This window comes from Glaciibacter kafniensis (genome assembly GCF_039538945.1).
Classification (GTDB): domain Bacteria; phylum Actinomycetota; class Actinomycetes; order Actinomycetales; family Microbacteriaceae; genus Cryobacterium; species Cryobacterium kafniensis.
On record NZ_BAABCN010000002.1, the window covers coordinates 1,414,634 to 1,427,265 of the forward strand.

11 protein-coding genes are annotated in these 12,632 nt (G+C 65.2%); 3 read left to right on the top strand and 8 right to left on the bottom strand.

Annotated elements, in window-relative coordinates; translation table 11 throughout:
• The first annotated feature begins 4 nt into the window (after nt 1-4).
• Entirely contained in the window at nt 5-1,042 is a 1,038-nt protein-coding gene (gene zapE, locus ABD791_RS07125) for a cell division protein ZapE (protein WP_345063902.1), read from the top strand.
• 280 nt (nt 1,043-1,322) lie between these two features.
• Here the strand turns inward: zapE and ABD791_RS07130 are convergent, their stop codons facing one another.
• The gene (locus ABD791_RS07130) at nt 1,323-2,039 is read right to left on the bottom strand and encodes a ferritin-like fold-containing protein (RefSeq protein ID WP_345063904.1); all 717 of its coding nucleotides are present in this window, start codon (nt 2,037-2,039) and stop codon (nt 1,323-1,325) included.
• 290 nt (nt 2,040-2,329) lie between these two features.
• Here ABD791_RS07130 and ABD791_RS07135 point away from each other — a divergent pair, with 290 nt between their 5' ends.
• Nucleotides 2,330-4,048, top strand: a complete 1,719-nt coding sequence (locus ABD791_RS07135) for a DEAD/DEAH box helicase (RefSeq protein WP_345064563.1) — start codon at nt 2,330-2,332, stop codon at nt 4,046-4,048.
• 210 nt (nt 4,049-4,258) lie between these two features.
• Here the strand turns inward: ABD791_RS07135 and ABD791_RS07140 are convergent, their stop codons facing one another.
• Nucleotides 4,259-5,128 (bottom strand): PHP domain-containing protein, encoded by an 870-nt coding sequence (locus tag ABD791_RS07140; protein ID WP_345063906.1) that lies wholly within the window; start codon nt 5,126-5,128, stop codon nt 4,259-4,261.
• A 148-nt stretch (nt 5,129-5,276) separates the two neighbouring features.
• Here ABD791_RS07140 and ABD791_RS07145 point away from each other — a divergent pair, with 148 nt between their 5' ends.
• Nucleotides 5,277-6,818, top strand: a complete 1,542-nt coding sequence (locus ABD791_RS07145) for an aminopeptidase P family protein (protein WP_345063908.1) — start codon at nt 5,277-5,279, stop codon at nt 6,816-6,818.
• Between the two features lie 167 nt (nt 6,819-6,985).
• Here the strand turns inward: ABD791_RS07145 and ABD791_RS07150 are convergent, their stop codons facing one another.
• From ABD791_RS07150 to ABD791_RS07175, 6 genes are all read right to left on the bottom strand, one after another.
• Nucleotides 6,986-7,651, bottom strand: coding sequence for an N-acetylmannosamine-6-phosphate 2-epimerase (locus ABD791_RS07150; RefSeq protein ID WP_345063910.1), 666 nt, complete (start codon nt 7,649-7,651; stop codon nt 6,986-6,988).
• Complete coding sequence (locus ABD791_RS07155) at nt 7,648-8,589, bottom strand: ROK family protein (protein ID WP_345063912.1); 942 nt, start codon at nt 8,587-8,589, stop codon at nt 7,648-7,650. The genes ABD791_RS07150 and ABD791_RS07155 overlap by 4 nt, the downstream gene beginning before the upstream one ends.
• Nucleotides 8,586-9,293, bottom strand: coding sequence for a GntR family transcriptional regulator (locus ABD791_RS07160; protein WP_345063915.1), 708 nt, complete (start codon nt 9,291-9,293; stop codon nt 8,586-8,588). Before ABD791_RS07160 ends, ABD791_RS07155 begins: the two co-directional genes overlap by 4 nt.
• Before the next feature lie 27 nt (nt 9,294-9,320).
• Entirely contained in the window at nt 9,321-10,226 is a 906-nt protein-coding gene (locus ABD791_RS07165) for a carbohydrate ABC transporter permease (RefSeq protein WP_345063918.1), read from the bottom strand.
• Nucleotides 10,223-11,110 (bottom strand): carbohydrate ABC transporter permease, encoded by an 888-nt coding sequence (locus ABD791_RS07170; protein WP_345063921.1) that lies wholly within the window; start codon nt 11,108-11,110, stop codon nt 10,223-10,225. Before ABD791_RS07170 ends, ABD791_RS07165 begins: the two co-directional genes overlap by 4 nt.
• Nucleotides 11,111-11,212: 102 nt before the next feature.
• The gene (locus ABD791_RS07175) at nt 11,213-12,538 is read right to left on the bottom strand and encodes an ABC transporter substrate-binding protein (protein WP_345063924.1); all 1,326 of its coding nucleotides are present in this window, start codon (nt 12,536-12,538) and stop codon (nt 11,213-11,215) included.
• Between the last annotated feature and the right edge of the window lie 94 nt (nt 12,539-12,632).

Here is a 12,632-nt window from a genome sequence, read left to right on the forward strand (position 1 = left end):
GGTGATGACAGCTGGTTCAGGTCGTACCCTCGACCCGCACCAGCAGCACCTCGTTGACCGACTGTACGTGCTGGACTCGGTGCTTTCGGGTGACGAGACAAACACGGATGCCCGGCGCGGGTTGTACGTTCACGGTGCGGTCGGCCGTGGCAAGACCTGGATCTGCGATGCCTTCTTCAGATCGGCACCCACTGCAGCCAAACGCCGCATGCACCTGCACGATCTCCTTCTCGAGCTGCACCGTGCCATTTGGCGAGCCCGCTCCTCGGCGGAATCAGCCGGCCAGGATGTGACGGAGCTCGCCATCGATGCTCTGCTCGGCGACATCGAGCTGCTCTACATCGACGAGTTCCTGGTTCACGACTCTGCCGATGCCGTGTTGCTCAGCCGGGTGCTGCATGCGGTGTTCGAGCGCGGCATCCTCTTGCTCACCACCTCGAACGACGCACCAGACGACCTTCTGCCAAGCCGGGAGTTTCACGCGCTGGCTGAACCGGCGATCGCCCTGATCGAGGCGCACCTCGACGTCGTTGAACTCGGTGGAACCCTCGACTACCGTCGCGTCAACACTGCCGGCCGTGCAGAGCAGCCTTCGGGTTTTGCGAGCGGGGTGTGGATCTCGCCGACCGAGCTTGACGAACTCGCCCGTACCCTCCGCTCCCCCGGTGTGCTCCGCCGCCCGAGTGCCGCCGAGCACACCGTGCTGTCGACGAATGGACACGATTTCACCGCACGTCGTGCCGCCGACGGCGTCGTCTGGTTTCACTTCGACGACGTCTGCGAGAACGCTACCGCTCTCGCCGACTATCTGAACTGGGCGACCGAGTTTCACACCTGGGTCATCGAGGGACTCCCCCCGCTTCACGCCGCGACTCCTCAGGGCCGCCAACGCTTCGTGCACATCGTCGACGTGCTCGTCGATCGGGATGTGACGCTCCACATCATCAGTGACAGCTCACGCCGCGAGATCGCGCTCGAGGCAGGGTCACTCGACGCCACACGTCTGCACAGCCGGCTCGCACTGCTTCGTAGCGTTTCATAGCGCTGTCGCCCGATCTCGAAACCCCGTTGCGCTGGTCGAAAACCGTCACGCCCGTTGCGTTCAGTGGGCGCGGCGGTTTTCAACCCGCATGGCGTGATCGGGCTCGGCCTTCGACCCGCGTGACGGCATCCGACCCGCGTGACGGGTGTTCCGCAGCGGTGCGACAGGGCGCGGGCGTTGTTGCGCGCGTTGGGTGCCGCTGCGCGCGCCGGCGCCCACCCGCGTAGCGGCGCCGGACCCGCGCGACGGATGCACGGCCGCTGACGAGCGGCGCACAGAGCTAGGCGGTCAGGCCGAGCTCGTCCATCCGACGAGTGTGTGCGGCGATGATTTCGGTGAAAACGGGCTCGATCCGGGATTCATCGCGGGCCAGATCACCCGACACGTGCAACGCTGACCGGGCAATGAGCAAGGTGTCGCCGACCAGACGGCGGCCCCAGAGTGCCAATGACGAGGCGAGTTTCGGATCGGTCGCGATCGCAGCGGTGACCTCGCGCACGACCACCGCGAATCCGGCATCCTGTTGCAGAATTTTCACGACCTGCGAGCGGATGTCGCCCGGCAGGCCCGCGGCCAGGCCGGCGAAGAAATCGTCGAGGAGGCCGGCCGTCAGATAGCAGCCGATCAGCGTTTCGTGCCAGGTGGTGCCGGCACGCATGCGGCGAAATGCGTCGAGGTCGGCGGAAAACGGGGCCATGGCCTCGGCGGGATCCGTGCCGCGGCGGCGCAGTTCGTCGACGAGCGACTCATGCTTGGCGAGGGCGAGTCCGGCCGACCGACTCAGCTGACCCTTCACCGTGATGCTGGGCGCGGCGGTCGCCGCCTGTGCCAGGCTTTCGAAGACACCGAGCTCCATGTAGGCGGCCTGGCCGAGAAACTGGGGCAGCGGCGGAACGAGCTCTCCGAGATCGACTTTCGTCGTCGGCAGAGTCTCCCCACGGCCAGTCAGGCGCGGGATCTCCAGGCGCTTTGCGCGTCGACCGAACCATGAGACCACGAGCCCAGCTTAGAGCGTCGCACCCTCTGCGCCTCGGTCATCCTCCTGACGCGTCGAGGCGCCCTCCGAGAGATCGGCGGAGTGCTCGGCGGAGAGCTCGGCGGAGAGCTCGACGGGAGGCCCCGCAGGCGACATCAACAGGTCGCATACAGAAAGAGGATGCGCTTCACGGAGATTGCCAGGCCCGTTCGGTAAGCTAACCTCACATCCCCGGCATCGGATCGGTGATCATGCGCCTGAAACAGAAGACGGGCGCAACCCTCTTCTTCAGTAAAGACAGGCATTCATTCGTGACTTTCTCCGAACTTAATATTGACCAGGACATGGTCGACGCTCTCGCCGAAAAGGGCATTCTCGAGCCGTTCCCCATCCAGACCCAGACCATTCCACTCGCTCTCGCCGGCCAGGACATCATCGGCCAGGCGAAGACCGGAACCGGCAAGACCTTCGGCTTCGGCCTCCCGCTGATCCAGCGTCTCGGGCTGAACCCCGAGCCCGGCGTGCAGGCGCTCATCGTCGTGCCGACCCGTGAACTGTGTGTTCAGGTGAGCGAAGACCTCGAGCTCGCTGCCAAGAACCGCGACACCAAAATCGTCTCGATCTACGGCGGCAAGGCCTATGAAGGTCAGGTCGAACAGCTCAAGGCTGGCGCCCAGATCGTCGTCGGCACCCCCGGTCGTCTGCTCGACCTCGCCAGCCAGCGCCTGCTCAACCTCAAGAACGTGCGCGAAATGGTACTCGACGAGGCCGACAAGATGCTCGACCTCGGCTTCCTCGCCGACATCGAGAAGCTCTTCGCCCAGACTCCGGCCGGCCGCCACACCATGCTGTTCTCGGCCACCATGCCCGGGCCGATCGTTGCCCTCGCGCGCCGCTTCATGACCAAGCCGATCCACATCCGTGCGACAGACCCCGATGAGGGCCTCACGCAGGCGAACATCGAGCACCTCGTCTACCGCGCGCACAACATGGACAAGGACGAGGTGATCGGCCGCATCCTGATGGCAGAAGGCCGCGGCAAGACCGTGATCTTCACGCGCACCAAGCGCGCAGCAGCCAAGCTCGTCGAAGAGCTCAACGACCGTGGCTTCAACGCCGCAGCCGTGCACGGCGACCTGAACCAGGAACAGCGCGAACGCGCCATGGCGGCGTTCAAGGCCGGCAAGAAGGACATCCTGATTGCAACGGATGTCGCCGCGCGCGGCATCGACGTCAACGACGTCACCCACGTGATCAACCACACCATCCCCGAAGACGACAAGGCCTACCTGCACCGCGTCGGCCGCACCGGCCGTGCAGGCAAGACCGGCATCGCCGTGACCTTCGTCGACTGGGACGACCTGCACAAGTGGGCCCTGATCAACCGCGCTCTCGAGTTCGGTCAGCCGGAACCGACCGAGACCTACTCGTCGTCGCCGCACCTCTTCAGCGACCTGAACATTCCGGCCGGCTCCAAGGGACGCCTGCGTGCGACCCCGGTCAAGGAGGTCGTGGCCGGCAGCGGCCCCGGTCGCTCTGACTCAGGTCGCAGCGATTCAGGCCGTGGCGGTCGTGGCGGTTCAGGCAGCAGCGATTCCGGTCGCAGCGGATCGGGCCGTTCGGGCTCGGGTCGCTCCGGCGCACCCCGCGCCGAGGGAGCTCGCAGCGAGAGCACGCGCACAGAAGGCGCCCGCGCCGAAGGCACTCCCGTCGAGGGCGAGCGCACCGGTGCCAGCCGTTCACGCTCCTCCCGCGGCGGCCGTTCCGGCGGACGCTCAGATGCCCCGCGCACCGAAACCACCCGCGAGGCCGACCGCACGATTCAGCCGACGTCGGCCGACCAGCCGCAGATCCGTGAGGGTCGTACCCGCACCCGCAACCGCGTCAGCCGCGTGACGAACCCGGCAGCGCCAGAGGCCGTCTCGGCTGCCGGCACTCACGACGGTGGCGGCATCGAGCACCGCGACGGCAAGACTGCCCCGCGTCGCAGCGTGCGCCACCACTCAGCTGAGACTCCCACGCAGGAGTAGTTTTCGCGAGACGTTCGGCCCGTCGCATCTTCGGATGCGGCGGGCCGTTTTTCGTGGCCTGCCGTTGCCCATTCCATTCGGCTGTTCGATCCCATTCGACGGAGATTCGTGCGAATTCGGCCCGAATCGCGCCGATTCCAGCCCAATAGCAAGAAATCTCCGTCGAATGGGGGTGATGCAGGCCGGAACGCCGGGGCGGGGCCCGATGGATCAGGCGTAGATCGGTGCCGCACCGGTGCCCTGCGCGATGATCGCGTCCAGCACCTCCGGAGCGGTCGTGTTCTCGCCCAGACGGTTCGGCTTACCCGTGCCGTGATAGTCACTCGAACCGGTGACGGCGAGGCCATACCGGGCGGCGAGAATGGCCAGCCGCGCCTTCGCCTTCGGCTTGTTCTCCCGATGATCGAGTTCGAGCCCGAAGAGGCCCGCGTCGACGAGCTCGGCCAGAAGCGCTTCTGACATGAGACCCTCCACGCCCCTGGTGGCCGGATGCGCGAGCACCGGGACTCCCCCGGCTGCACGCACGAGTTTCACCGCAAGCAGCGGGTCAGGCGCATAGTGCGGTTGGAAGTAGCCGGCCCGCGAGTGCAGAATTCCCTCGAAGGCATCGCTGCGCGTCGGCACCAGCCCGCGCGCGACGAGCGCATCGGCGATGTGCGGGCGACCGATCGTCGTGCCCGGTGTCGTCTGCGCGAGCACGTCGGCCCAGGTGAGGCCGTAGTCGGCGCCGATGCGCGCGACCATCGCCTCGGCGCGGGTGAGCCTGGCCTCACGGATGCGCGCGGTCTCATCGATGATGCCGGCATCAGTGGGGTCGAACAGATAGGCCAAGAGGTGCACGCTGGCATAGCCCTGACGCGTGCTGAACTCCATGCCGGGAATGAGGGTGATTCCCACTTCGCGGGCGGTGGCGGATGCCTCGCCCCACCCGGTCGTCGAGTCGTGGTCGGTCAGGGCGACAGTGCCAAGACCCGCCGCGTGGGCGGCGCGGATGAGCTCGCTGGGCGTTTCGGTTCCGTCGGAGACGCGCGAGTGAGTGTGCAGGTCGATCGCACCCGCAAATCGTCTCTCAGCACTCATTCCCCCATGTTACCGGGGCCAACGCGCCGGGCAGCGGCCCGGCACACCGACACCTCAGGAGGGTCTCAGACGCGAAGGACCGGCGCTGTGGCAATGCATGCGCAAACGCACTCAGCGAGACAGGGGCTGGCGGTGAAAGAATGGGCGCATGGCTGATAGCACCGAAACCGGAACCACTCCCGCCCCGCGCTCGAACGAGAACCGTTCGACGACACCGAGCTCCGAAGGCTTCAAAGACTTCATCTCCACCGGTTGGGCCGAACGCACCGACGTTCTGCCGTCGGCCAGGGAGCAGGCTTCGTTCGCTGCAACGCGCCGCGCGAAGCTCTCTGCGCTCTACCCGGGAGTCCGGCTGATCATTCCGGCCGGGCGACTCAAGCAGCGCTCGAACGACACGGACTACGCGTTTCGCGCCCACTCCGGCTTCTCCCACCTCACCGGCTGGGGCAGCGATTCAGAGCCGGGTGCTGTGCTCGTTCTCGAACCCGCCGACATGGGTCACACCGCAACTCTCTACTTTCGGGAGCGTGCCGGCCGCGATTCCGATGAGTTCTACGCGAACGCCGAGATCGGTGAGTTCTGGATCGGCCCGCGCCCGTCGATCACCCAGGTCGCCAGCGACCTCGACCTCACGGTGCGCGGCATCGCCGACCTGGCCGAGGTCTTCGCCAGCATCGACAGCTCCACTCTCGTCATCCGCGAATCCGACCCGGCCTTCACCCTCAAGGTCGATGAAGCGCGACTGCGCTACGCCGCCGAGAAGGTGCTGAGCAACAACGCGTCGGACAGCCCGTTCAGCCTCGAGATCAACGGCGAGCACGAGCCAGACGACCAGCTGGCCCGCGACGTGTCGGAGTTGCGCCTCGTCAAGGACTCCTACGAGATCGAACAGATGCGCCTCGCCGTCGCGGCGACCGCGCGCGGCTTCGACGACGTCATCCGTGACCTGCCGCGTTCGAGCACGCACCAGCGCGGTGAGCGTTTGGTCGAGGGCGTGTTCAACACGCGTGCCCGCGTCGACGGAAACACCGTCGGCTATGACACCATCGCCGCCTCCGGCTCGCACGCCTGCATTCTGCACTGGACCCAGAACGACGGACCGGTGAGCCCAGGCGACGTCATCCTGATCGACGCCGGCGTCGAACTCGACAGCTACTACACGGCCGACATCACCCGCACGCTTCCGGTCAACGGCACGTTCAGCGAGGTGCAGCGTCGGGTCTACGACGCGGTCTGTGAAGCAGCGGATGCCGCATTCCTCGCCGCCCGCCCCGGCGCAATCTTTCGTGAGGTGCACGCCGCCGCCATGACTGTGATCGCCCGGCGCACCGCAGAGTGGGGCATGCTGCCCGTCACCGCCGAAGAGGCCTTGGAGCCGAGCAACGGCCACCACCGCCGGTACATGGTGCACGGCACCAGCCACCACCTCGGCATCGACGTGCACGACTGCGCGCAGGCCCGCCGCGACATGTACATGGACGCCGTGATCGAGCCCGGCATGGTCTTCACCATCGAGCCCGGTCTCTACTTTCAGCCAGATGACCTCACGGTTCCGGCCGAGTACCGCGGCATCGGAGTGCGCATTGAAGACGACATCTTGATCACTGCCGATGGCGCCGAGAACCTCTCGGCCGCCATCCCGCGCACCTCAACGGATGTCGAAGCCTGGATCGCGACGCTCTCGAAGTAGCACGAGCACGAGCACGAGCACGCAACACACAACACGCAACAGCAGCGGCAGGGCTGTCGTCGCGAACCGGTGCGGGAACCGGTTCGCGCGCAGTTCTCCGCGAACGCCCCGAGCAGAGCCGGTCACCACTCCACGTTCAGTGGGGTCTCCCGGTGCTCGGCAGCGCCCTAGGCCCGAATTGCCTCAGCGAACCATGAGGTGATCGTCGCGGGGTGCGTGATGGCCGTTCCCACCACCACCGCAAAGGCGCCGGCGTCGATCGCCGCTCTGGCGTGTTCAGGGGTGTGGATGCGCCCCTCGGCGAACACCGGCACGATCAATCGATTCGACAGGGTGGCGACGAGCTCAAGATCGGGCCCGCTGGAGGTGGGCCCTTCGTCGGTGTAGCCCGACAGGGTGGTTCCCACGATGTCGGCCCCGGCATCCTGTGCGGCCAGACCGTCATCGAAACTTCCGGCATCTGCCATGACGAGCGCACCGGTCTGTTCGTGGATCGCCGCAATCGTCTCCGCCAGACTGAGCCCATCGGGGCGCGGCCTGCGCGTGCCGTCAATCGCCACGATTTCGGCACCGGCGGCGACAACGGCCAGCGCGTGCTCGAGCGTGGGGGTGATGAAGACACCGCCGGCGCCCACCTTCCAGAGACCGATCTGCGGCAGCGCGACGGCTTCGTGAATCAGGCGGATGTCGTCGAGGCCCTGTGCCCGGATTCCGACGGCGCCGCCCTCTGCGGCGGATTGGGCGATCAGCGCCATCGCTCGGGGATCCCGCAGGGGTTCGCCGGGGTAGGCCTGGCAGGAGACGATGAGACCCCCGCGTAGCGACTCGATCATTCGTGTGCTCCTTGTAGATCGAAGGCGCGGTGTGCCGCGCCGATGAGTGCCGCATCGTCGCCCAGTTGGGCGCGCACGATGTCGACGTCGTTCAAAATGGGCATGACGTTCTCGCGCACACCGGCATCCATGGAGTCCCACCACAGCGCGCCGGCATTGATCATGCCGCCGGCCAGAATGACCACGCCGGGGTCGACCATGTTGATCACACCGCCGAGTGCCCGGCCGAAGGCCCTCGCCGAGGTGACGACGGATGCGTGTGCGATCGGATCGACATCCGTGCGCGCCACAATCTCCCTAGTGCCCTGCACCGATGGGTCTCCCCCGTTCCGCAGATAGAGCAGGTGGAGCGCCGTGCCAGACGAGATCGCCTCGACGTGCCCGAACTTTCCGCACGGGCAGAGCACGCCGTCGGCTTCGGCGATGGGCACATGACCCAGGTGACCCGCGATGCCGCGGGTGCCCAGCTCCGGCTGCCCGTCGATGACGACTGCCCCGCCGATCCCGGTTCCCACCGCTGCAACGAGCACGGTGCCGTGCCCGCGACCGGCGCCGACGAATGCCTCGCCGACCGCGTGAGCGTGAACGTCGTTGCAGACGAAGACCGGGAGGCGAAACGCGTCAGAGAGGTCGCGGCCGATCTCGGTTCCGGCCCAGTCGCTCAGGTGATCCGTCGCCGACAGCACACGACCGGTGCCTGGATCGATGACGCCGGCGGAACCGACGCCGACGCCGACGACCGTGTGAAAGCCGTGGGGATCCAGTCCGTCACGGAGCGTTTGCCCCAGTTCGGCGGCGGCCTCCAGAATGCGAGCGCCCCCTTCCCGAGCCGGGGTGGCGATTTCGGCGCGGGCGATCACCGTTCCGGCGGCGTTCACCAAACCGGCGGCGATCTTCGTGCCCCCGATATCGATGCCGAGTACAAGTTCAGACGTCATTTTTCGTTGTCCCTGGTGACAGCGATGTGAAAGCTGTAGCGGTCGGACCGGTAGATGGTGCGGGCGAACTCGATGACAAGACCACGCCGTGAGGTGCTCACACGCTCCACGCTCAGAGCGGCAGACCCGTTCGGCACGCCGAGGAGCCTGCTGTCTTCCTCGCTGAGCATGATCGCCTGGATCTCCTGCTCGGCGCGGTGCACCTCATGACCGGCCTCGGTCAGTTGCACATAGAGCGACTGGTCGAGGTGAAGCTGCTCGATCTCCATCACGGTGCGCGGAAGGTAGACATCCTCGATCGCCATCGGGTTGTTGTCGGCGAGCCGGAGACGCCGCAGATGCGTGCACTCGGTGTCGACCGGCACGCCCAGACGACGGGCAATGTCTTCGTCGGCGTCGATCCTGGCCAGGGCGAGGGGTCGTGACGAGGCGACATATCCCCGGCTCGTCATGTCTTCGGTGAACGAGGTCAGCTTGGGCGTCTTCGAGAAGAGGTCGATCGAACCGACATAGGTGCCGGAGCCGTGCACGTTATAGACACGGCCCTCATCGACCAGCTTCGCGATCGCCGCGCGCACCGTCATCCGGCTGACGTCATATCGAGTCATCAAGTCGCGTTCGGACGGCAGCGCATCGTGCGGAGCCAACGACGTGGAAATGATCTCTCGGATGTCCGCTGCGACGGTTTCATATTTATGCGCCATGGGCACTCAATCTAGTGATGAACAACATCAGCCCTTGACCGCCCCGGCGGAGAGTCCGCTCACCAGATATTTCTGGGCGAACACCGCGAACAGCAGGGGTGGGAGTGTCGACAGGAATGACGCGGCCGAGATGTCGCCCCAGCGGATGCCGGTGCTGGTGATGAAGTTGGCGGCGCCCAGGGTGACGGGGGTCGCGTTCGACGTCGAGAGCACGAGAGCGAACAGGTAGTCGTTCCAGCTGAAGATGAAGACGAGCACCGAGACGGCCACGATCGTGGGCGCGAGCATCGGAAGCACGATACGCGTCAGGGTTGCGAAGACGCCGGCACCGTCAATGGCCGCCGCCTCTTCCATCTCCTGCGGAATGTCGCGCAGTCCTGCGGCCAGCAAGATGATCGCGAGCGGCAGGTTCAAGAAGGTGTTGGCGATGATCAGACCCGGAATCGAGTCTTCAAGTCCCATGTTTGAGAACAGGATGAAGAACGGAACGACGAAGAAGATCGCCGGGAGCAAGCGGAGACCCGATGCCCCGTCGATGATCCACCGGCCGCCGAAGCGCAAGCGCACGATGGCGTACGTTCCAGGGATTGCGATCACGAGCACCAGAAGCACCGTGCCGATCGCGATCATTGCCGAGTTGGCGAAGAACTTCGGAAAGTCGTAGCCGGAGGCGTAGAGCACATTGGCGTAGTGGTCGAGCGTGGGGTTGGTGGGCAGGCCCAACGGGTTCTGGGCGATCTCGCCGTCTGGCTTGAAGCTCACGAGAATTGAGTTCAGCAGCGGGATGTTGATGATGATCGCGATGATGCCGATGATGGCGGTGAACAGCCACATCCGGCGAGGCGTCACACGCGTGCGCTTCGCGCGCTTCGTCGTGTTCTCGGTCTGAGCTGCGGCGGGGCGCCTGCGTTCAGTGTGAGTGTCGATGCTCATTTCTTTCCCTCACTTCCGGTCGAGGCGATTCGCTTGACGATGAATGGCACGAACGGGAGCAGGCAGATCAACACGACGAGCGAGGCTGCCGCCGCCTTGCCGAAGTCACCCGACTCGAATGCGGCCTTATAGATGAAGATGCTCAGTGTGGTCGTGCTCGTGCCAGGGCCACCGGCGGTGAGCACATAGATCACGTCGAATGTGCGGATGGCGTCGATGGCTCGCAGGAAGAACGCGGCGAAAAGAATCGGTTTCAACACCGGCAGCACAATGTGCCAGAGCGAGCGAAAGAACCCGGCGCCATCCATCGACGAGGCCTCGAGCAGTTCGGTGGGGAACGACTGGAGTCCGGCGTAGATGATGAGAAAGGTGAACGGGGTCCACTGGAGCACGTCGAGCACGACGAGCAGCGGAACGATGGTGCTCGGTGCGAAGAGCGAGACGCTCATGCCGAGTCCGTCAAGCAGCGCGGGGATGGCGCCGATGTCGCCGTTGAGCAGCAGGCGGAACATGATGCCGAGCAGGGCCGGCGCGACCATGATCGGCAGCAGGATCAGGGTGAAGAAGAGCTTCTTACCCGGAAATTTGCGGTTCATCAACAAGGCCAGGCCGAACCCGAGCACCATCTCGACGCTGACGACGATGGCGGCGAAGGTGAGCGTGAATCCCGCCGACTTCGAGAAGCCGTTGGTGGTGAACAGGCTGATGAAGTTCGAGATTCCGTTGAAACTCGCGTCGGGATCGAGCAGCGTCTTGGATTGGAACGCGGTGAGCACGCCCGACAACAGCGGGTACGCCACGAAAATGAGTGCGAAAACAATGAGGGGAAGACTCAGCATCGTCGCTGCGATGGTGTTCTTGCGTTGTGCGGTGGTCTGAGCCACGACGGGTTCACCTACTTCTGAGGAGCGTTTGGAGCGAGTGGAGTAAGGGGGTGGGTGGGGCGCGGACCTCGTCAGCGCCCCACCCGGGGGAAGACTCGGCGACTAGCCGCCGAGCAATTGCTGCAGTTCGTCGTTTGTTGCCTTCACTGCTTCGTCGACCGGAGTCTGTCCGACCCACGCGCCGCTCAAACCCTCGGCGAGCTTGCTGTAGGCCTGGAAGGTCTGCGGGAAGACGGGCTCGGCGAAGCCGTTCTTGGTGATGGTCTCTGAGACCTGAGCGAACGCGGGGTTGATCGCGGTCTGCGCCTCAAGCACCTGCGGCATGGCGGGGATGCCGCCGGCCTCGGCGTACTGGGTCATCGCTTCGGGCGTGGCCAGGTACTTCAGCCAGGTCTTCGAGGCTTCCTTGTTCTCGCTGTACTTGTTCAGCGAGACGGCGAGGGCGTGCACGTGTGTCTTGCCACCGGGAACCGGTGCGATCGCAATCTTGCCCGCGACATCCGGCGACTGGGCCGGGTCGTTCAGCGCGGCGAAGGCAGCGGACCACTGGATGGCGAATGCCACGTTGCCCGACTGCAGGGCAGCCTGGGTTTCGGGGAATTCGGCCTGAGCGCTGTCGGGCGAGGTCCACTTGTTCTTGTAGATGTCGGCGTAGAGCGCGACGGCCTTCTTGCCGGCCTCTGAGTCGAGCGTCGCGGTGCCGTCCTTGGCCCAGTTTCCGCCGTAGCCCCACAGGACGTCGTCCCAGATCATCGTGTTGTAGAGCAGGTTCTTGGCCTGGAGGATGGTTCCGAAGTCGGTCGGCGAGCTCGGGTTCTCCGACTGGGAGAAGTACGCGGCCATGGCCTTGTAGTCATCCAGGTCCCACTCATTCGGGTCCTTCGGCTCGCGCGCGGTGCCGAGCACCGATTCGCTGACCTTGGCGTAGGCGGCGCGAGCGGCCGGGTCGTTCAGCAGGTTGTCGATGAGGTCCTGACGGTACAGCAAGAAGTGGTTGCTCACGTCAAGCGGCAGAGCGTAGAGCTTGTCCTTGTAGGTGAGCCCGTCGACGGCGACCGGAAAGTAGTTCGAGGTGTCGACGCCGTCCAGCGCATCGAGCGACGGCGAGTACTGCCCGACGTTGTACGACGCTGTCCAGTAGATGTCCATGTCGCTCGACTTCGACGCCATCAGCGCCGTCTCCTTCGAGAAGGTGTCCTGGCGAGAGAGGAGGACCATATCGACAGTGATGCCGTCCTTCTTGCCCTGGTCGGCGTTGTAGGCCTTGACGACCTTCGCCATTGCGTCACCCTCGGGTCCGGGCCAGGACACCATCTTGATGGTGCCCGTTCCGTCGCCCTCGCCTCCCTTGGTCGCGGCAGAGCATCCGGCCAGCAGCGTTGCTGACAGGACGATGGCTCCAATTGCTGTGATGCGCTTGTTCAGCATCGTTCCTCCATAAGTGGTCTATACCAGTTGTGAGTAGAGACTGACATTCTGACTAGCCGATGTCAAGGAGAAGTTTGATTTGGTAACACGCTCG

Excerpts from the sequence above, each read along its gene's own strand:
- ABD791_RS07160 (WP_345063915.1), bottom strand. The coding sequence starts at position 9,293 with ATGGCGCATAAATATGAAACCGTCGCAGCGGACATCCGAGAGATCATT.
- ABD791_RS07150 (WP_345063910.1), bottom strand. The coding sequence starts at position 7,651 with ATGATCGAGTCGCTACGCGGGGGTCTCATCGTCTCCTGCCAGGCCTAC.
- ABD791_RS07175 (WP_345063924.1), bottom strand. The coding sequence starts at position 12,538 with ATGCTGAACAAGCGCATCACAGCAATTGGAGCCATCGTCCTGTCAGCA.
- ABD791_RS07140 (WP_345063906.1), bottom strand. The coding sequence starts at position 5,128 with ATGAGTGCTGAGAGACGATTTGCGGGTGCGATCGACCTGCACACTCAC.
- ABD791_RS07155 (WP_345063912.1), bottom strand. The coding sequence starts at position 8,589 with ATGACGTCTGAACTTGTACTCGGCATCGATATCGGGGGCACGAAGATC.
- ABD791_RS07165 (WP_345063918.1), bottom strand. The coding sequence starts at position 10,226 with ATGAGCATCGACACTCACACTGAACGCAGGCGCCCCGCCGCAGCTCAG.
- zapE (WP_345063902.1), top strand. The coding sequence starts at position 5 with ATGACAGCTGGTTCAGGTCGTACCCTCGACCCGCACCAGCAGCACCTC.
- ABD791_RS07145 (WP_345063908.1), top strand. The coding sequence starts at position 5,277 with ATGGCTGATAGCACCGAAACCGGAACCACTCCCGCCCCGCGCTCGAAC.